20 protein-coding genes are annotated in these 22,506 nt (G+C 56.6%); 6 read left to right on the forward strand and 14 right to left on the reverse strand.

Going from position 1 to position 22,506, the window contains the following annotated elements; genetic code table 11:
- Positions 1-85 precede the first annotated feature (85 nt).
- Positions 86-772 carry a DNA adenine methylase gene (locus ACYASS_RS04385; protein ID WP_463585210.1) on the forward strand — a complete coding sequence of 229 codons (687 nt, stop codon included), beginning with the start codon at positions 86-88 and terminating at the stop codon, positions 770-772.
- Here ACYASS_RS04385 and ACYASS_RS04390 read toward each other — a convergent pair.
- The 4 genes from ACYASS_RS04390 to ACYASS_RS04405 all read right to left on the reverse strand — a co-directional run bounded on the left by ACYASS_RS04390 (position 769) and on the right by ACYASS_RS04405 (position 4,768).
- Positions 769-1,437, reverse strand: a complete 669-nt coding sequence (locus tag ACYASS_RS04390) for a hypothetical protein (protein WP_463585211.1) — start codon at positions 1,435-1,437, stop codon at positions 769-771. The two genes, ACYASS_RS04385 and ACYASS_RS04390, sit on opposite strands and share 4 nt — an antisense overlap.
- Positions 1,418-1,660 carry a helix-turn-helix domain-containing protein gene (locus tag ACYASS_RS04395; protein ID WP_463585212.1) on the reverse strand — a complete coding sequence of 81 codons (243 nt, stop codon included), beginning with the start codon at positions 1,658-1,660 and terminating at the stop codon, positions 1,418-1,420. The genes ACYASS_RS04390 and ACYASS_RS04395 overlap by 20 nt, the downstream gene beginning before the upstream one ends.
- A gap of 695 nt (positions 1,661-2,355) precedes the next feature.
- Positions 2,356-3,720 (reverse strand): NTP/NDP exchange transporter, encoded by a 1,365-nt coding sequence (locus ACYASS_RS04400; RefSeq protein WP_463585213.1) that lies wholly within the window; start codon positions 3,718-3,720, stop codon positions 2,356-2,358.
- A gap of 55 nt (positions 3,721-3,775) precedes the next feature.
- Entirely contained in the window at positions 3,776-4,768 is a 993-nt protein-coding gene (locus tag ACYASS_RS04405; RefSeq protein ID WP_463585314.1) for an SDR family oxidoreductase, read from the reverse strand.
- Between the two features lie 223 nt (positions 4,769-4,991).
- On the opposite strand from ACYASS_RS04405, the gene ACYASS_RS04410 reads away from it, so the two are divergent.
- Positions 4,992-5,918, forward strand: a complete 927-nt coding sequence (locus ACYASS_RS04410) for a LysR family transcriptional regulator (protein ID WP_463585214.1) — start codon at positions 4,992-4,994, stop codon at positions 5,916-5,918.
- On the opposite strand, the gene ACYASS_RS04415 is transcribed toward ACYASS_RS04410, so the two are convergent.
- A complete protein-coding gene (locus ACYASS_RS04415; RefSeq protein ID WP_463585215.1) occupies positions 5,919-6,398 on the reverse strand; it encodes a nuclear transport factor 2 family protein in 480 nt (159 codons plus the stop codon).
- Positions 6,399-6,427: 29 nt separating this feature from the next.
- Positions 6,428-7,021 carry a TetR/AcrR family transcriptional regulator gene (locus tag ACYASS_RS04420; RefSeq protein ID WP_463585216.1) on the reverse strand — a complete coding sequence of 198 codons (594 nt, stop codon included), beginning with the start codon at positions 7,019-7,021 and terminating at the stop codon, positions 6,428-6,430.
- 126 nt (positions 7,022-7,147) lie between these two features.
- On the opposite strand from ACYASS_RS04420, the gene ACYASS_RS04425 reads away from it, so the two are divergent.
- The gene (locus ACYASS_RS04425) at positions 7,148-9,322 is read left to right on the forward strand and encodes a mechanosensitive ion channel family protein (protein WP_463585217.1); all 2,175 of its coding nucleotides are present in this window, start codon (positions 7,148-7,150) and stop codon (positions 9,320-9,322) included.
- Positions 9,323-9,517: 195 nt separating this feature from the next.
- Here the strand turns inward: ACYASS_RS04425 and ACYASS_RS04430 are convergent, their stop codons facing one another.
- The gene (locus ACYASS_RS04430) at positions 9,518-13,840 is read right to left on the reverse strand and encodes a DNA glycosylase AlkZ-like family protein (RefSeq protein ID WP_463585218.1); all 4,323 of its coding nucleotides are present in this window, start codon (positions 13,838-13,840) and stop codon (positions 9,518-9,520) included.
- Positions 13,841-14,170: 330 nt separating this feature from the next.
- Here ACYASS_RS04430 and ACYASS_RS04435 point away from each other — a divergent pair, with 330 nt between their 5' ends.
- Complete coding sequence (locus tag ACYASS_RS04435; RefSeq protein ID WP_463585219.1) at positions 14,171-15,055, forward strand: sugar nucleotide-binding protein; 885 nt, start codon at positions 14,171-14,173, stop codon at positions 15,053-15,055.
- Positions 15,048-15,977 (forward strand): NAD-dependent epimerase/dehydratase family protein, encoded by a 930-nt coding sequence (locus tag ACYASS_RS04440; protein ID WP_463585220.1) that lies wholly within the window; start codon positions 15,048-15,050, stop codon positions 15,975-15,977. Before ACYASS_RS04435 ends, ACYASS_RS04440 begins: the two co-directional genes overlap by 8 nt.
- A 176-nt stretch (positions 15,978-16,153) precedes the next feature.
- Here the strand turns inward: ACYASS_RS04440 and ACYASS_RS04445 are convergent, their stop codons facing one another.
- From ACYASS_RS04445 to ACYASS_RS04470, 6 genes are all read right to left on the reverse strand, one after another.
- A complete protein-coding gene (locus ACYASS_RS04445) occupies positions 16,154-16,840 on the reverse strand; it encodes an OmpW/AlkL family protein (RefSeq protein ID WP_463585221.1) in 687 nt (228 codons plus the stop codon).
- Positions 16,841-17,091: 251 nt separating this feature from the next.
- Positions 17,092-17,613 carry a DUF3299 domain-containing protein gene (locus ACYASS_RS04450; RefSeq protein WP_463585222.1) on the reverse strand — a complete coding sequence of 174 codons (522 nt, stop codon included), beginning with the start codon at positions 17,611-17,613 and terminating at the stop codon, positions 17,092-17,094.
- A gap of 11 nt (positions 17,614-17,624) precedes the next feature.
- Positions 17,625-18,890, reverse strand: a complete 1,266-nt coding sequence (locus tag ACYASS_RS04455; protein WP_463585223.1) for an ABC transporter permease — start codon at positions 18,888-18,890, stop codon at positions 17,625-17,627.
- A 1-nt stretch (position 18,891) separates the two neighbouring features.
- Complete coding sequence (locus ACYASS_RS04460; RefSeq protein ID WP_463585224.1) at positions 18,892-19,602, reverse strand: ABC transporter ATP-binding protein; 711 nt, start codon at positions 19,600-19,602, stop codon at positions 18,892-18,894.
- Positions 19,603-19,676: 74 nt separating this feature from the next.
- Positions 19,677-20,270, reverse strand: coding sequence for a DUF2796 domain-containing protein (locus tag ACYASS_RS04465; protein WP_463585225.1), 594 nt, complete (start codon positions 20,268-20,270; stop codon positions 19,677-19,679).
- A 203-nt stretch (positions 20,271-20,473) separates the two neighbouring features.
- Positions 20,474-20,668, reverse strand: a complete 195-nt coding sequence (locus ACYASS_RS04470; RefSeq protein WP_463585226.1) for a hypothetical protein — start codon at positions 20,666-20,668, stop codon at positions 20,474-20,476.
- A gap of 554 nt (positions 20,669-21,222) precedes the next feature.
- Here ACYASS_RS04470 and ACYASS_RS04475 point away from each other — a divergent pair.
- Positions 21,223-21,579, forward strand: coding sequence for a hypothetical protein (locus ACYASS_RS04475; protein WP_027901695.1), 357 nt, complete (start codon positions 21,223-21,225; stop codon positions 21,577-21,579).
- 10 nt (positions 21,580-21,589) lie between these two features.
- On the opposite strand, the gene trxA is transcribed toward ACYASS_RS04475, so the two are convergent.
- On the reverse strand, positions 21,590-22,462 hold the full coding sequence (gene trxA / locus ACYASS_RS04480; RefSeq protein ID WP_463585227.1) for a thioredoxin: 873 nt from the start codon (positions 22,460-22,462) through the stop codon (positions 21,590-21,592).
- Positions 22,463-22,506 lie beyond the last annotated feature (44 nt).

A 22,506-nucleotide genomic window follows, 5' to 3' on the forward strand; every position in this document is an offset into this window, starting at 1 on the left:
TGAAATTATGACTACTATAGTATTCGCTTTGCTGGCGGGATTGTGGTAGAATCGACTTGGGTGTAAGTTATTTGGAGTGTCCGGTTTGTTTTACTACTATGGTCGAAAAAAACAGATAGCGAAATATTATCCTCAGCCCAGTCATGAGATGATTATCGAGCCGTTTGCAGGGGCGGCTGCATATTCATTTCATGGGGATAATTGGAGGAAAGAAGTTCTTCTTATCGAGAAAGATAAGAGGGTGGCAGATATTTGGGATTGGCTGATCAACGAAGCTACTGCTCAAGAGATCAAATGTCTTCCGGATCTTAAGCCAGGTGAGAAAAGCTCTGAGTTCCTTCATATTATCCATGCTGCAACTAAGCAGGCTTTTAAATATAAGAACATCAAAGTGACTCCGGTTTTGGCGAGGAATTGGGAAATTAGTAAGCGGATTATGGCCGAAAATCTTGACAAGGTCTCGCATTGGAAAGTTGTTTGTGGGGATTTTTCTTCGGCGCCAGATGTAGAAGCTACTTGGTTTATAGATCCACCTTATAAAAGTGAGCCTGGTATGGGGTATCACTATTCTAGTGCTCTACTAAATTATGAAGAATTGGCCAGGTGGGCTCAAGGTAGGAAGGGAGAGGTGATATTTTGTGAGGGGCTTTTTGGTGATTACCTACCTTTCAAGTCTCTTCTGGACTTGAAAGGAGTTGCAGGTAAGGTCAGCAAGGAAGTGATTTATTATCAGGGGGAGTTGAAAAAAGGACAGCTTGAAATTTTCAGTTAGTCAGCTTTGAATTTTAAAAGGCGCTGATATCGTGTCACGTATTTTGGATCGTCTATTAACGTGACCCAGCCATTACCCATTTTTTCTTTGCCGCTACTGCTCATGCCTGTAACTTTCGTATTTCGGCCAGTTGTTCCGCTAATGGCTCCCCAATCATCCTCTGATAGGTCTGAGCTATAAAAAGCACCCGTGATGGCTGGGTGGTTGAAATTCTGCCCATCCTCTACAAAGTCCCAGACTATTCCTAAAAGTTCTTGGACCTCTCTATGGTGAGCCTGCCAGGTAATTCCGGTCAGGTTATCTATACGCGTTACGCCCGCCCTTAAATTTGCACCTGTGGTGATGTTTCCCACCGTGCATTTTATTTCAAGCCCTTCTGGATAGTTTCTAAGTTTCTCTTCTGAAGAGTCTGCCGCCGAAGCGGGAACTATGTCAGGGTGCCCTTTTTCAATCGGGTTTACAATACCGCCCGTAAGGTTCGCTACGGTATTGCAAAATATTGCTCCAATCATCGCACTTGTTGTTTTGTAATCTATGCTTTTAAATAGATTTGACGGTAAGTCGGAAAGAATGGTGTTTGTTTGTTCGACTGCTTGCGTAATGTTTTCAGCGTCTACGGAAAAACCTACTTCAATAGCGAAGTTTTCATTGCTTTTGTAGTTCATGAATTTCCTTTTCGATCTCTAATATAATATCGCTGGCGTTGATGTTTAATGCGGCGGCAATTTTGAACAGGACCGGGAGTGTCGGTGATTTTAATCCGCGCTCAATTTGACTCACATAAGTTCGGTGGATTCCCGCCATAGCTGCTAGCTCTTCTTGTGAAAAGTTAGTAAGTTTTCGTTGGCGAGTTACTACTAGCGCAAGCGCCTGATTTATTTTGCTCATCTAGTAATGGTTGCATGGTCGAGTCTGTCGGTCTACAGACTATAGTATTCGCTCTACGCGTATTTTCGCGGCTACTGTGCCTGTATGGCAGCTTAGTAGAGATTTGAGGGGGGCAAGATATTAGTGGAGATTGATGTATATCTGGAGAGACTAACCGTGGGAACCAAGATGATTAGGTAGGATCTTTCAAAAATTTTCCAGCAATCCAGCGCTTGTTACGTTACTTGCAGTCCTGAAGCTGAGCCGTGGCTGGTAATATAGTTGTATTAGCTTGGTTGGTTCTGTCTAGATTTATACGAGGGCTGACTATGTAGGTTATAGGCAGGCTATGGGGGAGGCCATATAAGGAAAATCGACGTGTAACAGGAAGTGAGCCCCACTATGGGGAAGGGGCTACAGGATGGTTGCTGTTTCCAGAGCAGTGACTTTTTTATTTGCCGATGGGGAGTTTCCGCTCATTATTTGTAAAATTTAGTCCGCGTTGCCCGGCAAAAATTTACAAAATATTTAAGTTTTTATTTTGTTTGTTTCATAAAAGATTGATTTTAATGATTTTATGCATGGGTTTAATTGGTTTTAGTATTAATAACCATTCTAGGATATCTCTGGCTTAGCCTGTACCGGTTGCCTAAAAACCCCGAGAGCGTTGCTCTCGGGGTTTTTTATGGGGTATGAATCAGGCGTCTTGCAGATTTCTACTCGATCGAGCTGCTCTGCCTGCGAGTCGCTCTTGAAAGTGCGGGTCTAAGTAAATCCGTGTCCGTTTGTGCTGGCCGCTGCATTCGCCCATCGGCCTCCTTGCCAAGTCTCCATCCCAGATAGCCCCACAGCAGAGCGCAGACGGCACCGACCACTGCCACCAGTCCGGCTCCCTGGCCGAGCATGTCCAACACGCTTTTGGCCCAGCCGCTGAGGGCGTCACCGGCGCGATAGACAATCGTATCGATGACATTTTTTGCCTTGTACTTACTCTCGGCGTCCAGGGGCGCAAACAGCATTTCCCGACCGGGCCTAACAAAGGCGTACTCGCCGATACGACGCACAATCATCAGCGTTGCGAGCATGGCGAAACTCGGCGCCAGCGCCAGGCCGACGAAGCCGATGCACATCAACAATGGCACGATCGCCAGCAGGACTCGCACACCGAGCCGTTGCGCGATGCGACCGGTTAGAAATATCTGTGAGAGAAGTGCCCCAGCCTGGACTATCAGGTCAATGGTGCCGAACACCCGGATCTGCTCTTGCCTATTCGGAAACAGCTCGGCCACCAAACGTGCCTGCTCGAAATAGAGAAACGTGGTAACGGTAGCCAACAGAATCACGAAGCCCGCAATTCCCAGCAGGTAGGGCGATTGCAGCACGCGGGTGATGCCACTAAAGGGATTGCCGGGCAATGGCTTGCGTGTGCTTTCAGATGCTGTTGCGCCGGGTCTGCCTGCGCCGCCGGTTTCCCGCCAGCGCATCAGTGAAAACTTGAGGGTTAGCGCGATGCCCAGTAACAGCCCAGCCAGGAGTATCAGACCCGACTCGCCGATGCTGTTGACCAGTAATGCACTGAGGCCTGGCCCAATCAGGCCGCCGACACTCGCACCCGCAGCAATGAAGGCAAACAAGCGCTTGGCCTGGGCGCCGTCGAACACATCAGCCATCAGGCTCCACGCGACCGAGACGACAAACAGGTTGTAGACCGATATCCATACGTAGAACAGGCGAGCCATCCAGATACTTTCGCCATATGACTGAAACAGCGCGGCGAAAATCAGCAGGTTTACGCAGAAGAATCCGTAAACCCAGTCGATGAAATGCAGGCGCGGAACCCTGGAACTGAGCCATGCGAATAGAGGAACAGCGGCGAGCATGACGAAGAATGTCGCGGTAAATAACCATTGCAGATTTTCCACGCCCGCCGAAATACCCATGGACTCGCGAATGGGGCGCAGCATGAAGTAGCCGGTAAACAGGCAGAAAAATAAGAGAAAGCCAGACAGGGCAGGGCGCAGTTCCTGATCCTCGGCATTGATGGTGGCGCTCAGACGGTGCAAGACAGAGGGCGTGCTCATAGAGGCTCCTGAAAAGTGAGAGGCGAGACACGGACGCATGTCCGTGTCGCTGCATTCAGGGGTAGGTGACGCCGGTGAGGCGTTCCGAGAGTTGCCAAAATTTTTCTACGTCGTCTTGCGCTACAGCGGCCGGAGGGACTGTCGCAAATCCCAAGGGGCCGCGTTTTTCCTCTTCGCCGATCGGGCCGTAATACGCGCCGCCGACGGCTTCAGGCGCGGTAGCTGCATACAGGGACGACAATGCACCTTGCGCCGCTGAATGGTATTTTTCGCGATCCTGGGCCCATTCCTGGCCGAATTTACTGTCCAGGCCAGGGCCGCGCGCAATCAACTCAGTGACCGCAACACCGGGGTGCACCGCTATGCTGCGAACACCCCAATGATTGATATCACTGCGACGCTGCAGCTCAAAAGCCCACTTGAGTACGGCCAATTTGGATTGTGCATAATTAGCAAAGGGGTTGTAGCTCTGTTCGGCCTGCAGGTCCTGGTAGTTCATCTGGCCACGAGCGGCGGCGATGCTCGACAGACTCACGACTCGGGCGTCATCGCTCTGCCGTAGCAAAGGCATCAACAAGCCTGTCAGGGTAAAGGGCCCTAGATAGTTAGTTGCCAGTTGCAGTTCAAGGCCATTTGCAGATGTGCCCCGTTGCGGTGGCGACATGATGGCGGCGTTGTTGATTAATACGTCGAGCCGCGACAACCGGCCTTTGAGACGATCGGCAAGGCTGCGAACCGAGTCCAGGTTGGCCAGATCCACCGTTTCGAACTGTACGCTGGCACCTGGGACTTCCTGACGTATGCGGGTGATCGTTTCTTTGCCGCGCTCAGGATTACGCGCGGCAATGATCACTTGAGCGCCAGCACGGGACAGGGCCAGTGCGTCCTCGTAGCCCATGCCGCTGGTGCCGCCTGTGATCAGGATGATTCGGCCTCTCTGCGAGGGAATATCGCCCGCCGTCCAGTCAGGTTTCGGCGGGATTCGGCTGGCAGCTTCAACAGTGACTGCGCCTGTCAGAGCCAGTCCCGCCACCAGCGTTTTGGTCATCGTCATGAGTTGACGCGCGATGCTCGCGGTGCCGGTTTCAAGAGCGTTGGTTGTGCTCCGCATATCGGTGTCCTGATCGTCGTTTAAAGGGATGACCGGCCTCCAGGTGGGCAGTCGGTCGACGCAGACGATTATCACCGTACGGTCTGATCCCGATAATCCAGGCAGAGGTGGACGGCTCGTACGGGCAGCCGTACAGTTGGCCACCAATAATGGAGGCGTCATGCGTCAACCCAACCTGAGTGATGTGGCGGTTTTTGCCACTGTGGTCGAGTTCGGAGGTTTCAGGGCGGCAGCACAGAAATGCGGGATTTCTGCGTCGTCTCTGAGTGATTGCATGCGTCGCCTGGAGCGCGAGGTGGGGGTGCGTTTGCTCAACCGAACGACTCGCAGTGTTACCCCAACTGCCGCTGGTGAGCGCTTGCTTGAGCGCTTGCGTCCAGCGCTTGATGAGATTGGTGCCGCGTTCAACGATCTGGATGATGAATCGCAGCGTCCAGTGGGCAACTTGAAGCTGAATGTGCCGGTCCCGGTAGCGCGTTATTTGATGCCCGATCTGCTGACTCGCTTTCTCAGGCTTTATCCTGGCGTGAACGTCGAGGTGACCATGGAGAACACCTTCATCGATGTCATTGCGGCAGGGTATGACGCCGGTGTGCGTTATGAGGAGAGTCTGGCCAAAGACATGATTGCGATACCCATAGGCCCGCGTCGGCAGCGCTTCGTCGCGGCGGCTGCACCGGCCTATCTGGCTGCCCGTGGAACGCCTCTACATCCCTCGCAACTGACGGATCATGACTTGCTTGGCCACCGTTTTGAAAGCGGTAAAGTCGGGATCTTCGAGTTTGAAAAAGAAGGCAAGACGTTGCGTATTCCACCCAATGGGCAGCTGTTGACCTCTTCTCATGATCTCAAGATCAGCGCCGCCATCAATGGATTTGGCATCGTCTATACCTTCGAGGATTTCATCCGCGAGCCTCTTTCGGATGGCCGCTTGACGCCTGTTCTTCAAGATTGGTGGCAGTCTTTCGATGGCCCCTATCTTTATTATCACGGGCGTCGCCATATGCCCTCACCGCTAAGGGCCTTCGTCGATTTTATAAAGGAGCAGGCCCCCGCTGAAATGTCGGGCAATAGCGGGATCGACTGATTACAACCCCAACTCCGACAACCCCGGGTGATCATCCGGGCGGCGTCCCAGCGGCCAGTGAAATTTGCGCTCGGACTCCTTGATCGGCATGTCGTTGATGCAGGCGAAACGGTTGGCCATCAGACCGTTTGCGTCGAACTCCCAGTTCTCGTTGCCGTATGAGCGGAACCAGTTGCCCGAGTCATCGTGCCATTCATAGGCGTAGCGCACCGCGATACGGTTATCGGTGAAGGCCCACAATTCTTTGATCAACCGGTAATCCAGCTCTTTGGCCCATTTACGGGTCAGGAAAGCTTTAGCTTCCTCGCGGTTACTTGCGAACTCGGCGCGGTTACGCCACCGGGTATCGAGCGTATAGGCCAGTGCGACTTTTTCAGGATCTCGACCATTCCAGCCATCTTCAGCCAGGCGGACTTTCTGGATCGCGGATTCCCGGGTGAAGGGCGGCAAAGGCGGACGGGTTTCAGTGCTGGATGACATGGCATAACCTCTGGACGAAGAGTGGATGATCAGCTTGCAGCGGGAGCAGGATTTTGCAGGGCAGACTTCAAGAGTAATTGCGCCATGTCCCTGGCACTGTCGGCGGCGCTGTGGTCGCCCATGACCAATGCGAGGGTGATGGCGCCGTCGATCAGGATCAGCAGTTGTTTGGCCAGCGTTTCGGGTTGATCAATGTTCAACTCCTGACAAAGCTCCAGGGCGTAGTCAAAGAGCTTCTGTTTGTGCGTTTTTGCCAACTGCCGGATCGGGTCTTCAGGGTTGCCGATCTCACCCGCAGTATTGATAAACGCGCAGCCACGAAAACCTTCAGACTTGAACCAGCCCTTGAGCACCGTGAACATTTCAAGAATGCGCGCTTCGGGGGTGGCTGCCTTTTCGGTTTCGCATCGAAACCATTGCATCCAGCGCACGTCACGAGCGCTGAGTGCTTTCACGGCCACGTCTTCTTTGGTGGCGTAATATCGATAGATGCTTTTGCGCGCAACGCCGGACGTTCGCACCAGCAAGTCCATGCCCATGGCATGAATCCCGTTGGTGTAGATGAGTTGTTCGGCGGTTTGCAGGATTTTGTCCTGCACGGCTGTGGTCGATGTCTTATTCATGGCTAAAGAGTAGAACGATCATTCTACTCTGGTCAAGAGGTCGAGGTTTTCATGGTCCAACACCGAACTTGTCCGACGTATACGGATCAGTTCCTATTGCCTGATTACCAGAGGAGCGCCCCGCGCTTGTTGAACTTCAAGTCGTCCATCGTCCTGCTTTGCGCGCTGCTCTTTGCTGGCAGCTTCAACTTGCAGGCTGCCGAGCAAGTGGCGGCTGCTCCCGCTGCTCCTGCAGATGCGGCACCTGATGCTCCAGCAACGCCTGCTGCGCCGGAAATTCTCGTGCGGGGCGGGCTGTTGGGTGTAATCAGTTCCAGCATTGATGATGTACAGGACACCCTGTCGCTGGATGGCCGACTGCTCGACAGCTGGCGCCTGCGCGCTGACCGGGCAGCCGATGAGCTGGACAAGCTGGTCAACAAGCCGACCTCGCGTTCCAAGTGGGGCGTTGTCGGCGACTTCCTGATGCTCTCGGTGGTGTGGATCGGCGCTTTTGCCGCATTGACCACCCTAGGCAGCTTCGTTGTCATGCGTCTGAGCCGCCGTCCGTTTTTCCAGGTACGTGAACGCAGCCAGGCGTTGCTTGGCTATGTATTGCCCTACACCTTGCCCGCGTTGATCAGCCTGCCGCTGACGCTGTATGCCAGCCACTTCCTGACGGCTTCGGTAGGACGTGCGTTGGCGCTGTGTCTGGCTTACTCCACCAGTAGCGGCATCGTCTCCACCTCCGTGTTGTTGTGCGTGATCGTCATGTTCAACTACGGTCACAAGCGTGCTGCTGTGCGAATGATTCGCCGTTTCAGCCCCAAACCGCTGTTCGTTATCGGTTTCATGGCGGCGCTCAGCGACGCGTTGACCAGCCCGCAGATCGCTCGCCAGATCGGTAATAACGTCACTACCAGCGTTGCAGTGTTTACCGGGCTGTTTGCGTCAGTCGTGTTCTGCATGTTGGTGATCAAGGTGCGTCGGCCTATCGCGCATCTGATACGCAACCGCTCGCTAAGCAGCCGCTTGGCTCGACCCGCGTTGCAAGAGTCTCTGAAGGTATTCTCAAACCTTTGGTATCTGCCGATTCTGCTGATGATCCTTGTCTCGGCTGTGAGTTTGATCGGCGCTGGAGAAGACAGCCAGAAGGCTTTGCGCTGTGCGTTGTTCACCACAGTGCTGCTGATTGCCACAGTGTTCCTGAGCACGGTATTCCAGCACCTGTTCAAGCCAGCCAACGTTGAGGGGCGCGGCGGGCATATCTACAAAGCGCGGTTGTTGAATCTGGCACATGGGCTGACGCGGATTATTCTGGCGGTGGCGTTTATTGAAATCCTCGGCCAGATCTGGGGCTTTTCGCTGTTCGAGTTTGCTCAGAGCAACAGCTTGGGGAGAGCGATCGGTGAGTCGCTCAGCAGCATCGGTCTGATCTTCATGGTCACCTGGATGCTATGGGTGGTGCTGGACACGGCCATTCAGGAAGCGCTGAAAACGCCGCTCAATCATCGTTCGTCGCGTCAGCCCAGTACGCGAGTCAAGACCATCCTGCCGCTGCTGCGTAACGCGATAAAAATCATTCTGGTGGTGATCTGTGCCATTACCACTATGGCGAATCTGGGCATCAACGTCGCGCCGTTGCTGGCCGGTGCCGGTGTCGTAGGTCTGGCGATTGGTTTCGGTTCGCAGCAATTGGTACAGGACGTGATCACCGGGCTGTTCATCATCATTGAAGACACCTTTTCCATCGGTGATTGGGTGGTGCTGAGCACCGGGCATTCCGGAACCGTTGAAAGCCTGACCATTCGTACTGTGCGCTTGCGCGACGGTAAAGGTTTTGTGCATTCGGTTCCGTTTGGGCAGATCAAAGCAGTGACCAATCAATCGCGGCAGTTTGCTTATGCGTTCTTCTCCGTGCAGTTCACTTACGACTCCAACATCGACAGCGCGCTCTCACTGATTCGCGAAGTGGGGCAGTCGATCACTGAAGACATTTTGCTCAAGAGCAATCTGCAAGGGCCGCTGGAGGTATTTGGCGTGGATCGAATGGATCTCAACGGCGTGGTGCTCACCGCGCAGTTCCGGACATCCTCCGGCGGGCAATACAGTGTTGGCCGTGCGTTCAATGAGCGGCTGAAAAAGCTTGTGGATAAGTCCGATGACGTGCGCTTCGCGCAAACTTATCCACAGACCGTGATCAGCCCGAGTGCCGGACACGTGCAGCAGCTTTCAGTCGACAGAGATGCGCAACCGGCATCGGGCAAAGGCAATGTGGTGAACGTCGATGGCTCGGAGAGCCCGCCGGTCAAACCCGCTTAACTTATGACTTGTGGGCGCTGGCCAAGTGTCCATCACACCGTGCGGCCTCGCGCCAAACGGTGGACCTGTAGGAGCGCACGAGCACCGCGAGGCCGCGATAGCGATGTATCAGACAGACCGCCATCACGGCCTCGCGGTGCTCGTGCGCTCCAGGTTTGATAGTCGCAGAGCTTGCTCGCGATGAGGCCTTCACGTTCAGCGCAACAACCTGTCGCGTACCTGCGCCATCGCTTCCTGATTCAGCTCCAGCCAGTACTGCGGCTTGCCCGCAATAATTGCCGCAGCCGGAATGCCGTCTCGGTACACCAGTCTGTTGCCTGCCAGCGCCGGGACTTTGCTGCCCGGCAATAGCGTACCGACGAGATTCAAAGGGTCCACAGCGCTCAGGCTGATCAGGCTGCCGTCCAAGGGTTGCTTGCGGATTTCCCGAAGCACTGGAATCGCTTCCGCCAAAGCAAATTGCTCACCTGCCAGGCCACTGACAAACCTTCCGCCCCGTATTTCGCCTCGGGCTTCAAGGCGATGAAAGGTGCGCAGTAATTCTCGCCAACTCGGTAACCAATCAGCTTCACGCTCCAGCAATCGCCAGAACACCACGCCATAGCGCCGCAACAAGGTCATCGCAACGTGTTCCAGTATTTCTGGGGAGGTGGACTGAGGGCGCATGTTCGTGGGAGTGGCGGGGCGCGAAGAGCGCTTCAGCAACGCCCAGCGTCCGGCATCGTCCATCCCGCCGATAAACGCCCCGCGATTGCGTCTGCTGGTGTGCGCAGACCGTTTGCTGGCAGGCGTGATCAAGGCGCGCAGTCCGGCAAAGCTGTCGGCATTGACCAGTCCGGCCGCCACCAGTTCTTGCAGGGCGATTTCCAGTTCGGCTCGCAGCAAGTGTGCTTCGCTCACCAACTCGTCAAAAAACATCGCGCCGTGGCTGAGCAGCGCTGCATGGACTTTCTGTGCTTTAGGCGAGAGTTCGTCAGGTTCCGGCTGTGCGGCCAGGCCGCTCCACACACTGACCTGGCTGCGGGGGAGCAGCACAATCGGCGTACTGCGTAATGCCACCCCTCCGGTTTTGCTGTTGGCCGCCAATCGCGTCCAGACGACTTTGCCGGAGCGGCAGATTTCATCCAGCCATGTGGGCGAGTAATCCTTGATCCGTGCGGACAACAAGTCGCTGTCCCAAGCCCCGGCAGCAGCGCTGAAGCCCTCAAGCTGGGCAATGATTTCCGGGAGTGCGGCGCGGCCCTCGCTGCGAGTGGCTGTGGACAAATGCTGCCAGTCGAACAGGAAACGCATGAAGTCCTGCAGCGAAATCGGCTCGATCTCGCGCCGTAGACGCCGCACCGTGTAGCGATGAATCCTTGCCAGCAGATGCCGCTCGCACCACTGGTCCTCGCTGGCGCCAGGGCTGAAGCGGCCACGCAGCACGTAGCCTTCGCTTTCCAGGCGTGCCAACGCCTGACTGATCTGGCTGGCGCTTAACGCCAGCGGTTGAGCAATATCTCGCGTTGGCAGTGGACCGAAACCGCTCAAGCGAGCACGCACCACCTCGACAATCGCTTCGTCGCGATCCCAATCCTCATCGAAGCCTGACAAGGCGCTCAGACGCGGATGCATTTGCGCGTGTGGATAAATTGCCCGAAAACAATTCAGGCGTTCCACGGGTATCCACAACGCCTGATCGACGCCAACTTGCAAGCGCGTGACACGTCCGGAGCGAGCCAGGGTTTCCAGCCATCTCTGCCAGTCCCCATTTGCCGCAGACTCGGCGCTGGCCACACAACTGAGGCTCATCAACGCTTCGTGCATTTCATCAAGGTTCTGCGGTTGGGGCCACGCCTCTTCGTTGACGGCCGCAATGGCGTCTGCATCCAGCGCACCCAGATCGTCCGAAGATTGCGGATCACTCCAGCGCCGGTTGAGCACGGCTTGGGTCCGTCGCTCTTCCAGAGGCGCGTCGTCCAGAAAGGCGTAAGGCCGGGCGTTGAGAATTTCAGCGGCCAGCGGCGACGGTGCGGGCAAGTCACGAGCGATCAACCGGACTTCGCCACTTTCCATACGTCGCAACAGGTGCAGCCAGCCTTCAGCGTCCATTGCTTCGTGCAGGCAATCGTCGAGGGTTTGTTCCACCAATGGATGATTGGGCACCTCGCGCTCGCCAACGATATTTTCCAGGCAGGCAATCTGGTCTGGAAATACCGTCGCGATCAGGTCCTCGCTTTTCATGCGTTGCAGCTGTGGCGCGACTTTTCGTCCGCCGGTATAGCGGGGGAGGGCCAGCGCTGTGCCCGCATTCCAGCGCCAGCGCACGCCAAACAACGGAGCGTCCAGCACCGCCTGGATCAGCAGATGTTCTGCCGTGCCGGAATTCAGAAAGCGCCAGACCTCCGCAAGCTCAAAGCTGTGGCTGGTGGACAGCGACAAGACAATTGCGTCTTCGCTGGCAGCCGCTTGCAGCTCGAAGTTGAACGTTCGACAAAAACGCTTGCGCAATGCCAGCCCCCAGGCGCGGTTGAGCCGACTGCCGAAAGGGGGGTGGATTATCAGTTGGGTACCGCCAGATTCATCGAAAAAACGCTCCATGATCAGCGTGTCTTGCGACGGTAATGCACTCAAGACCGAGCGGGTGCGGGCCAGGTAATCTACCAGTTGCTCGGCACTGGCCAGGTTCAACCCAAGCGTGTCGATCAGCCAGTCGATGCAGGGCTGGAGATCCCCGGGGTGGGCGCCCAGCAGTTCATCAATCTGACCTTGAAGGCGTGCTACAGCGAACGATAGTTCATCACTTCTGCCCGGGGCTTCCCCCAGCCAGAAAGGAATATTGGGCGGTTGACCGTGGGCGTCTTCTACGCGTACCCGGCCGGTTTCAATCCGCAGGATGCGATAAGACGTGTTGCCTAACTGGAAGATATCGCCCGCGATGCTTTCGACAGCAAAATCTTCGTTGACCGTGCCGATATTCAGGGTCTGAGGCTCGAGAATCACGCTGTAATCGGCGTTGTCCGGGATCGTGCCGCCACTGGTCACCGCCGTCAGTTTGCTGCCTCTGCGGCCACGCAATGTTCGGTTCAGAGCATCGCGATGCACGTAAGCGCTGCGCACACCCTGCCGTCCGCTGTACCCGTCGGCCAGCATGCCGAGCAAGGCCTGGTAGTGATCGGTGTCGAGTTCGGCGTAAGGCGAAGCCCGACGGAACATATCCAGCAGCGCTTGCTCAGGCCATTCCTGGAGGCTGACTTCCGCAACAATCTGCTGCGCGAGTACGTCCAGCGGTGCTTTGGGGATCTGCAAAATATCCAGCTCGCCACGCCGCACGCAATCGAGCAATGCCGCGCATTCGATCAGGTCATCCCGGGAGGTCGCAAACAGCCGGCCTTTGGGCGTGCCACCGACGTGGTGGCCGGAGCGTCCGACCCGCTGTAAAAATGCCGAAATGGAACGAGGCGATGCAATCTGGCAGACCAGGTCCACGTCGCCAATATCGATACCCAATTCCAGCGAGGCGGTCGCGATCAGCACCTGCAAGTCGCCGCGCTTGAGGCGCTGTTCTGCATCCAGTCGCTGTTCTTTTGCCAGGCTGCCATGGTGCGCAGCCACCGCTTCTTTACTCAGTCGCTCGCTCAAATGACGGGCCATGCGCTCGGCCATGCGTCGTGTGTTGACGAAAATCAGCGTAGTGCGGTGCTCGCGGGCCAGTTCAGCGAGGCGATCGTAAACCAGTTCCCATACGTCATTGGACATGACCGGGCCCAAGGGCACAGGCGGCACTTCGATCCCCAAGTCGCGAGGGCGAGCGTGGCCGATATCGACAATGGAGCAGGGTCGTTTGAGTGGGTCAGCGCCCACCAGAAAGCGCGACACCAACTCGATGGGCTTTTGCGTGGCCGATAAGCCAACACGTAGCAACGGTTCGCTGCACAACGCTTGCAGACGTTCCAGCGTTAGCGCCAGATGGCTGCCGCGTTTGCTGGCAGCGATGGCGTGGATTTCATCGACGATCACTGTGCGAGTACTTGCCAGCATGCGCCGCCCGGAATCCGAACCCAGCAGCACATACAGCGATTCGGGGGTGGTCACCAGAATGTGCGGTGCCGTTTTGCGCATCGCCGAGCGTTCTTTTTGCGGTGTGTCGCCGGTGCGCACGGCGGTGCTTATGCGAAGTGGCGGCAGATGCATGCGCTGCAACTGCTCGGTAATGCCCGCCAGCGGGTTTTGCAGATTGATCTGAATGTCGTTGGACAGCGCTTTGAGCGGCGAGACATAAACCACGAAGGTTTGCTCGGGCAGTTCCCCGCCTTGCTCAAGGCCCTGATGGACCAGATCGTCGAGTACCGCAAGAAACGCCGTCAGGGTTTTCCCTGAACCGGTGGGCGCGGCAATCAGTGTCGAGCGTCGAGCCTTGATCAGCGGCCACGCTTGAGCCTGGGCGGGTGTCACCGCCGGGAATGTACTGCGAAACCAGGCGCTGACTGCCGGGTGAAAGCCATCGAGCGCCGGGTCTGGGATAAGCGGTAGGTTCATGGGCAAATTAATGAGGGGGGCGAGGGGAAGATGCAAGCGCCTTTGATCGGTGGTTGTAAGGCGGGCCGCAGAAGATCTTGAACTGAGGTGCTATCCCTGTGGAAGCTGGGCTTGCCCGCGACAGGCTGGATGCTATTCACTTTAGATCGCGTCCAGCCTGTCGCGGGCAAGCCCAACTCCCACAGGTTAGGGTGTTAATCCTGTGCTCGCGTTCAGAGCAGAAAAATCCCACACCCCTCAACGGTTGGGGGTTGCGCGTCAACGTGATATGTTTGCAGGCGTTTTACATCTAATATTTCAATTGAATTTGATATCGAGCCTGCTGACTCTATGCGAATGCGCCTTATGCTGTTGGGCGGCGGGAATGCCCTTGGGCAGGCGCTGATTCGTCTGGGTGCCGAGGAAGACATTGGCTTCCTGGCACCGCGTCCGCCGCAAGACGGCTGGGATGCAGCGAGTCTGACGCAATTGCTTGATGACACCCGTCCCGATGCCTTGATTAACCTTGCCTACTACTTCGACTGGTTTCAGGCAGAGTCGGTAAGTGATGCACGCCTGTCCAGTCAGGAGCGCTCGGTTGAGCGTCTTGCCGAGCTGTGTCAGCACCACAACATTGTTCTGCTGCAACCTTCCAGCTATCGGGTATTCGATGGCTCGCGAGCGACTGCCTACAGTGAAAAGGACGAACCGGTCCCGCTCGGTGCTCGCGGCCAGGCGCTACTGCGCATCGAGCAAAGCGTGCGTGCCACCTGCCCTCAACATCTGCTGCTGCGTTTCGGCTGGCTGCTCGATGACAGCGCTGATGGCGTGCTGGGGCGTTTTCTGAGCCGTGCCGAACTGGCTCAGGAACTGTTGATGGCTGACGATCGACGTGGCAACCCGACTCCTGTGGATGACGCAGCCCGGGTAATGATTGCAGTGCTCAAGCAACTCGATTGTGAAGCGCCGCTGTGGGGCACCTACCACTACGCTGGCCACGAGGCGACAACACCGCTGGCGCTGGGGCAGGCCATTCTCACTGAGGCCCGCCTGCTACATCCTCTTGCGGTTGAAGCTCCGACTGCGCAGGCCCATGCCGCGGGTGCCGATGCCAGCGACGAGCCGCAACATGGCGTGCTTGCCTGCAAGAAAATTCTCCATACCTTCGGTATCAAACCCCGCGCATGGCGCGCCGGGTTGCCGAGCCTTCTGGATCGTTATTACCGTCATGTCTGATTCTCCTGTCCTGATTACCGGCGGTGCCGGTTTCATTGGCTCGCATCTGGCCGACGCACTGCTGGCCCAAGGGCATGCAGTGCGTATTCTTGATGACCTTTCTACCGGCAAACGCAGTAACTTGCCGCTGGATAACCCACGTATCGAGCTGATCGAAGGCGATGTCGCAGATTCCGATCTGGTGAAGCGCGCGGCGATGGGCTGCAAGGCTGTTGTGCATCTGGCAGCTGTTGCCTCAGTGCAAGCCTCCGTGGATGATCCGGTGCGTACGCATCAGAGCAATTTCATCGGCACCCTGAATGTCTGCGAAGCCATGCGTGAGGCGGGTATCAAACGTGTGGTTTTTGCCTCCAGTGCGGCGGTGTACGGCAACAACGGCGAAGGCGAAGCGATTGGCGAAGACACGCCCAAAGCTCCTCTGACGCCATACGCTTCGGATAAATTGTCCAGTGAGCACTACCTCGATTTCTATGGCCGTCAGCATGGTCTGGAGCCGGTAGTCTTCCGTTTCTTCAACATCTTCGGCCCTCGCCAGGATCCTTCGTCTCCCTATTCTGGCGTGATCAGCATTTTTGCCGAGCGCGCGGAAAAAGGGCTGCCCATCGCGGTGTTTGGCGATGGCGAGCAAACCCGGGATTTTTTCTACGTGGGCGATGTGGTCAAGCTACTGACTCAAGCGCTGGATTTGCCGAAGGTCGAGTCGGGCGCGGTCAACGTAGGGCTGAATCAGACCACGTCGTTGAATCAGCTGTTGGCGGCATTGGCAGAAGTAGTGGGCAAGCAGCCACAAGTGACGTATCAAACCGCGCGTTCCGGCGACATCCGTCACTCACGAGCCAACAACCAGCGCTTGCTGGAGCGGTTCGCCTTGGGTGAGCCGACGCCGTTGAAAGTCGGTCTGGCGAAACTACTCGGTCGCTGATAGCCGTTCGCGATCCACAAAAAAAAACACCGATGAGGTGCTTTTTTGTGGATGCTATTTAACCGTATATACATTACCTGTAGGAGCCAACTTGTTGGCGAGGCGTCGGATCTGGTTAAACCGAATTAGTGCTTCGCCAACAAGTTGGCTCCTACAGATTCTGTGTGCGCTACGTCCTAAAACTTGTAACCCACACCGACCATGTAAACCCACGGATCGATGTCCACGCTCACTTTGGTCTTGCCAACGCTCAGCGCCGAAGGGCCGTCCACAGTGGCTTCAGTATCGATGTCCACATACCAGACCGAGGCGTTGACCAGGATGTTGTCAGTCAGCATGTAGTCCATACCGACTTGCGCGGCCAGGCCAACGGAGTCTTTCAGCTTCAGGTTGCTGAAGCCTTGATCCTTGCGATTGCCTGTCAGATCGGTATCGAAGAACGTGGTGTAGTTGATACCGACGCCCGCGTACGGCTGAAACTTCGACGACGCTTCCATTGGGTAGTACTGCAGCGACAGCGTCGGCGGCAGTTGTTTGATGTCTGCCAGCTTGCCATCCAGGCCAGGGCCGAGGCCTTTGACCGAAACGGTGTGGCTGAAAGGTGTTGCCGCCAGCAATTCGATGCCCACGTGCGGGGTGATCATGTAGCCGAACGTCAGGCCAAGCTGATTCTCACCATCAACCGTTGCTTTGGTGCCTGAGACTTTGGTGCCGTCGAGTTTGATCTCGCCGCTGTCTTCATTCGGTTCAACGTGTGCAACACCCGCGCGAACGATGAAGTCACCCGCCTCGTAAGCCTGAGCGGCGAAGGGGGCGCTGAGCGCCAGCGCAAAGAGGGAAGCGCTGAGCAAGGTCTTGTTCATGGGAGCTCCAAAAGGCGATTCAAGTTGTCTGGCGCCAATGGTACGGAGCGTCTGAACCAAGGCTTTGACACAGCTCAATGAAATCGCAATGAAGCCCCTTAAACGATCATTTACGCCGAACCGGTAGGAGCGAACTTGTTCGCGAAAAGGCCGGCACTCCGCTGCATCTGCTTCGTCAGGAGTACTGCCTTCCCGGATGAATCCGGTCCCACGGGATCCGCGCCTTTTCAGGCACCCCCCTCCAACAGGGCCTAATTATCGGGCAACTCATAGACCAGAATAGTGTCGGCTTCCATGCTGTAGCCCGCATCGGCCAGCTCGCTGGTGGACGCTTTGACCTGCATTGGCCCTTCGATCCAGTACGGCTGATACAGCTCTTCGACTTTAACGCCCAGCTCGCTCGTGACGTGCACAATCTGATTCGAAGGCGGTGGAGGTACGTGGATGCAAGCCCCGAAATACGGCACCAGCAAGAATTCGATTACCCGGCCTTCCTCGCTGACTTCCAGCGGCACGATGTATCCGGGCAAGCGCACCTGCAGACCATCCAGCGCCTTCACCACCGGCGCATGAGGGGCTTGTTGATGTGCGGCGGGCGCTGACTCCACTGACAGCGCATCGGACAGCTTGGACATGTCATGGATGGGGGCAGTGATCGGTGCGATTTTCGGTGCGTCCGGTGGGATCATCTCTTCCCAGGTCAGCACCCGCGGTTCGGCCGCCCACAACGGTGAGCTGATCGACAACAGCAAAATCAACAACAGGCGCCACATGTGCAACGTCCTCATAAACGGATCGACAAGCCATCGGCGAGCGACTGCCGATACGCACGCCACGCAGGCACAACACCCATCAATAACGCGGCAGCCAGAATGCCACCGAGCAGCGTCCATTCATATTCGCTGGGCAGAGAAAGCGGTAGAAATAGCCCGTAATTGGTTTGCACATAACCTTGGGCGGCAGCGATGCCGATATACAGCAGCACCATGCCGCTGACCACGCCCGCCAGCGCCAGTGCGAACGCTTCCATGATCAGCAGAGTCGCGATGTGCGAAGGGCGAGCGCCCACCGAGCGTAGAATCGCCATCTCTCTGCGTCTTTCATTAAGGCTGGTGAGAATGGCCGTCAGCATGCCGATCAAGCCGGTCAGCACCACAAACAGGGAAATCACAAACAGCGCTTTTTCCGCTGTACCCATCAGGCTCCACAGCTCCTGAAGCGCGACGCCGGGCAGGATCGCCAGTAACGGTTCGCCGCGGAACTCGTTAATCTGGCGCTGCATCGAAAAGGTGGCGATTTTACTGTTCAGGCCCAGCATGAAGGCCGTAATGGCTTTGGGCGTCAGGTCCATGTTGCGCGCCTGATCAGCAGAAATACGTCCGTTGCCGTGGGCAGGCGCGCCGTTTTGCCAGTCGATATGGATGGCCTCCATGCCGCCGAGGCTGATGTGCAACGTGCGATCCACTGGCGTCCCGGTGCGTTTCAGAATGCCCACCACAGTAAATGGCTTGTCGTCGTGCTTGACCAGACTGATCGCCGCCACGCCGTGGGCCAGCACCAGTTTGTCACCCAGCTTGTACTTCAAGGCGTCGGCCACTTCTGCGCCAAGCACCACTTCAAACGGATCCGTCGCAAAGGCTCGACCCTGAGCCAGTTCCAGGTGTTGCTGGCGGCCAAACTGGTAGTGCTCGAAGTAGTTTTCGTTGGTGCCCATCACCCGATAACCGCGATGGGAATCGCCCAGGGAAATCGGGATTGCCCATTTCACCTGTTTGCTCTGGGCGATTTCTTCAAAGCTGTCCCAACGAATATTGTTGGTCGCGTTACCGATACGAAACACCGAATACAGCAACAGATTAATTGAGCCGGAACGAGCGCCGACGATCAGATCCGTCCCGCTGATCGTGCTGGCAAAACTGGCGCGCGCCTCGGTGCGCACCCGCTCAACCGCCAGCAGCAGGCATACCGACAAGGCGATGGCAAACGCAGTGAGGAAAGCGGTGAAGCGGCGGTTAGCCAGACTGGCCATGGCTAGGCGAAACAAATACATCTCAAACCTCTACGGCGACGGCGGCGCGATTGAGTTCGGACAACGACAGGCTGCGGTCGAACAGCGGTGCCAGGCTCTGGTCATGGCTGACGAACAACAGGCTGCTGCCAGCTTCGCGGCATTCGGCGAACAACAATTTGATGAAGGCTTCTCGTGCGTCGGCATCCAGCGCGGAGGTCGGTTCGTCGGCGATCACCAATTCTGGCTGGCCGATCAAAGCCCGTGCGGCCGCCACCCGTTGTTGCTGGCCGATGGACAGTGAGTCGGCGCGGCGGCTGAGCATCTGCGGATCGTTCAAACCCAGATGAGCCAACAGCGTAACGGCAGCATTTTCTACGCTGCCGTGGCGTTGGCTCGCTCGCTTTGCGCGAATTTTGGAGAAGTGACACGGTAGCTCTACGTTTTCACGCACCGAGAGAAACGGCAGTAGGTTGAATTGCTGGAAGATATAGCCGGTGTGATTGACCCGGAAGCGATCACGTTCGCCCGATGAGAGTTCGGTCAGCTCCTGGCCCAGCAGGCAAATACTGCCGCGATTGGGTTTCTGCACTCCGCCCAGCAAGCCCAGCAGCGTCGTCTTGCCACTGCCACTGGGGCCTTTGAGGAACAGGGTTTCGCCTGGCTCCAGACGAAATGCCGGGATATCCAGCAATTGCGCATGGCCTGGCCAGGTAAAACCAAGGTCGGACAGTTCGATAAGTGCTTGGGTCATAACCGTTGTCGTAATCCGGCTGAATGGAAATCAAACGACCGGGCAAGCCCGGTCGGTTTTCAACAATAGCTGAATCAGAATTTCAGGCTTGGATTGCTCGGACGTACTTCGGCACCCGACTGACCTTTTGGCGAAATCAACTGCACCTGCAGCTTTTCGGTGGCCGGGAACGACTTGAAGATGTTCGACAGGTCGAGGGTTTTCAGCACTGCCGGGACTTTACAGGTGAATTTGTAGGTGCCGTGGATCTCGCTGTGCTCGTGCTCATCGTGACCGTCTTTTGCATCGTGGTCATGATCATGGCCTGCGTCAGCGTCAGGCTTGTCACCGAACAGCGGGCTTTCCAGCTTCTGGGAAACCACGTTGCACTCCGCAGCCTCCGGAATGCTGAACAGGGCGTGGGGCTTGAGCAGCACATCTTTGGCAGCGGCGACTTTGGCTTTGTCTTCAGCGCTGGCCGCCAGATGCTCAAAACCCACGAGGTTCATGGCCGGGCTGTCCAGCTCGAACTCCAGCGTTCCGCCTACCAGTGCAACGTCCAGTCGACCGACACCGTGCTCATGCGCGCCGAGGCTACCGTGTTCATGGTCGTGATCATGCTCGGGGGCCGCATTAGCCATGGCGAGTGGAAGCAGGGCGAAGGGCAAAGCGAGCAGCAGACGGCGCATAAAAACAGACTCCGGACATGACTGGATAAAGATCGTTATGTGATCTTATAACAATTATTGGCGGGGGCGTGAGTTGGAATTTCGATTTGGGTAAGGACCACGTTCCCGGTAGGAGGCAACTTGTTGGCGAGACTATCGTTCTGATTCCGCAGGTCCAATGCCTCGCCAACAAGTTGCCTCCTACCGGGTGATGTATCCAATCGTTAAACGCGCTGTTCCCAAGGCCGTGCCCGGCGCAGGTCTTGAGCCAACGTGTAAATGATTGCCCGTCCGGCATGAGTGGTCCAGCGCAGGGTTTCTATCAGGCGATGTTCATCGGGCGTGAGGTAGGCGAAGCCTTGGGTTTTGGCTTCGTGTAGGCAGTCGATGGGGGGGTGATATTTTCTTTTTGATTTCATTTGAAGCTCCTTACGATTTTCTGGAGTTGTCTTCAAACGCTGCGATTCGAATGGGTGGCAACTGTGCGCAGGTTCGCAGACCGAGTCGTAAGGGGCCCGGCACATCCGAAGATGTCCCGCGCACAGCGGCCATATAACTTACAGGCTAGCTGTTCGTGGAAACTTACGACAATCGGGCTGCGAAACCCGTTCGCTGCTGCTGCAACGACCGGCGCACATTACCGACGCGGGACGCGATCCACGAGGTAACAACAGCGATTCAGAATGTAGGAATGGTCTCTGCCTGAACACAGATCCCCTGTGGGAGCAGGGCTTGCCCGCGATAAGACTGGACTCGATCGACCTGACATTTGCGGCGCCTGTATCGTCGGAATGCCGCCCAGACCAAGCTCTGCTCCCACAAATACTGCTACCTGTACCTCTGTAGGAACTGCCGAAGGCTGCGAAGCAATCTCATGGCATGCCGAATTCGCAGCCTTCGGCAGCTCCTACAGCCCAGCGCAAAAAGATGAATCTATGCGAGCATGTCCCCCTGCAAAAAAGAGGAAGCACCCATGTTGCGTATTCGTGGAACCGTTGGCGATTGGCCGGTGGATTTGACGCTGGAGCTGGACGAAGGCGATTGGGCGCAGCTTGGCGCTCAACTCAAAGCCGCCAAACCTGAAGCCACCGCCGCAGCCGTGGTCAGCAAACCGGCCAGTCAGGACGACAAGATCTGGCAGATCGCGTTGGATCTGCTGCGCAACGCCGGGCAGATAAATGGCCCGGAGTTGCTGGATCAACTGGAAGGTCTGACCGGCAGCACAGCGGCAGGCAAGCGCCTGTTAGTGCGCTTGCGCCACAGTTCGCAAGTCAAGGTCGAGAGCGGGCAGGACGCGCCGCTCTACAGCTGGGTTGGCACAGACGCCTGATGCCAGAGGCTTAGTACAGCGCAGCAAACAACTTGCGACGATAGGCGGTGACCAGTGGGTGGTCGTTGCCCAGCAGATCGAAGACTTGCAGCAGGGTTTTGTGCGGCAGGCCGTCGGCGTAGTTGCGGTTGCGGATGAACAGCTTCAACAAGCCTTCCAGCGCCGCTTCGTATTGCTGGCGGGCCAGTTGTTGAATCGCCAGTTGATGCACGGCTTCGTCATCCTGCGGGTTTTGCGCCAGACGAGCTTTGAGGTCAGCTGCGTCAGGGAATGCCTTGGCTTCAGCCAGGAAGGTCAACTGCGCGCGGGCACCTGCCAAATCAGCTTTTTGTTCGTCGGTTTTCACCGCGTCCAGGACTTGTCGTGCTTCGCCCAGTTCACCGCGCTCTGCCAGGCAGCGTGCGTAAAGAATCAGCGCTGCGGCGTTGGTGTTGTCTTCAGTCAGGATCTGTTGTAACGCCGCTTCGGCTTCAGCGAAGTGGCTTTCAGCGAACATTTCCTGAGCCAGCTTCAGCGGGTCAGCGGCGACTGGCGCAGGCATGACTACGTGCTGTTCGAGAATCTTGCGGATCTCTGATTCAGGCTGCGCACCGGTGAAACCGTCGATGGGCTGGCCGTCCTTGAACAGCACAACCGTCGGCAGGCTGCGGATACCGAAGCGAGCGACGATGTCCTGTTCGGCATCGCAATCGACCTTCACCAGCAGCAATTCGCCCTGATAACTCTCGGTAATTTGCGCCAGCAGTGGCATCAGCACTTTGCACGGCGCACACCACTCGGCCCAGAAATCCACCAATACGGGTTGGTCGAAAGACTTGTCGATGACCAGTTGCTGAAAGGTCGCCGCCGTAGCGTCGAAGATGTAAGTCGTGTCCTGGTTCATTGCGAATCTCGGGGATCTGAATGGGGCCAACTATAAAGGGCGCT

The organism is Pseudomonas sp. HP_14, from assembly GCF_055283875.1.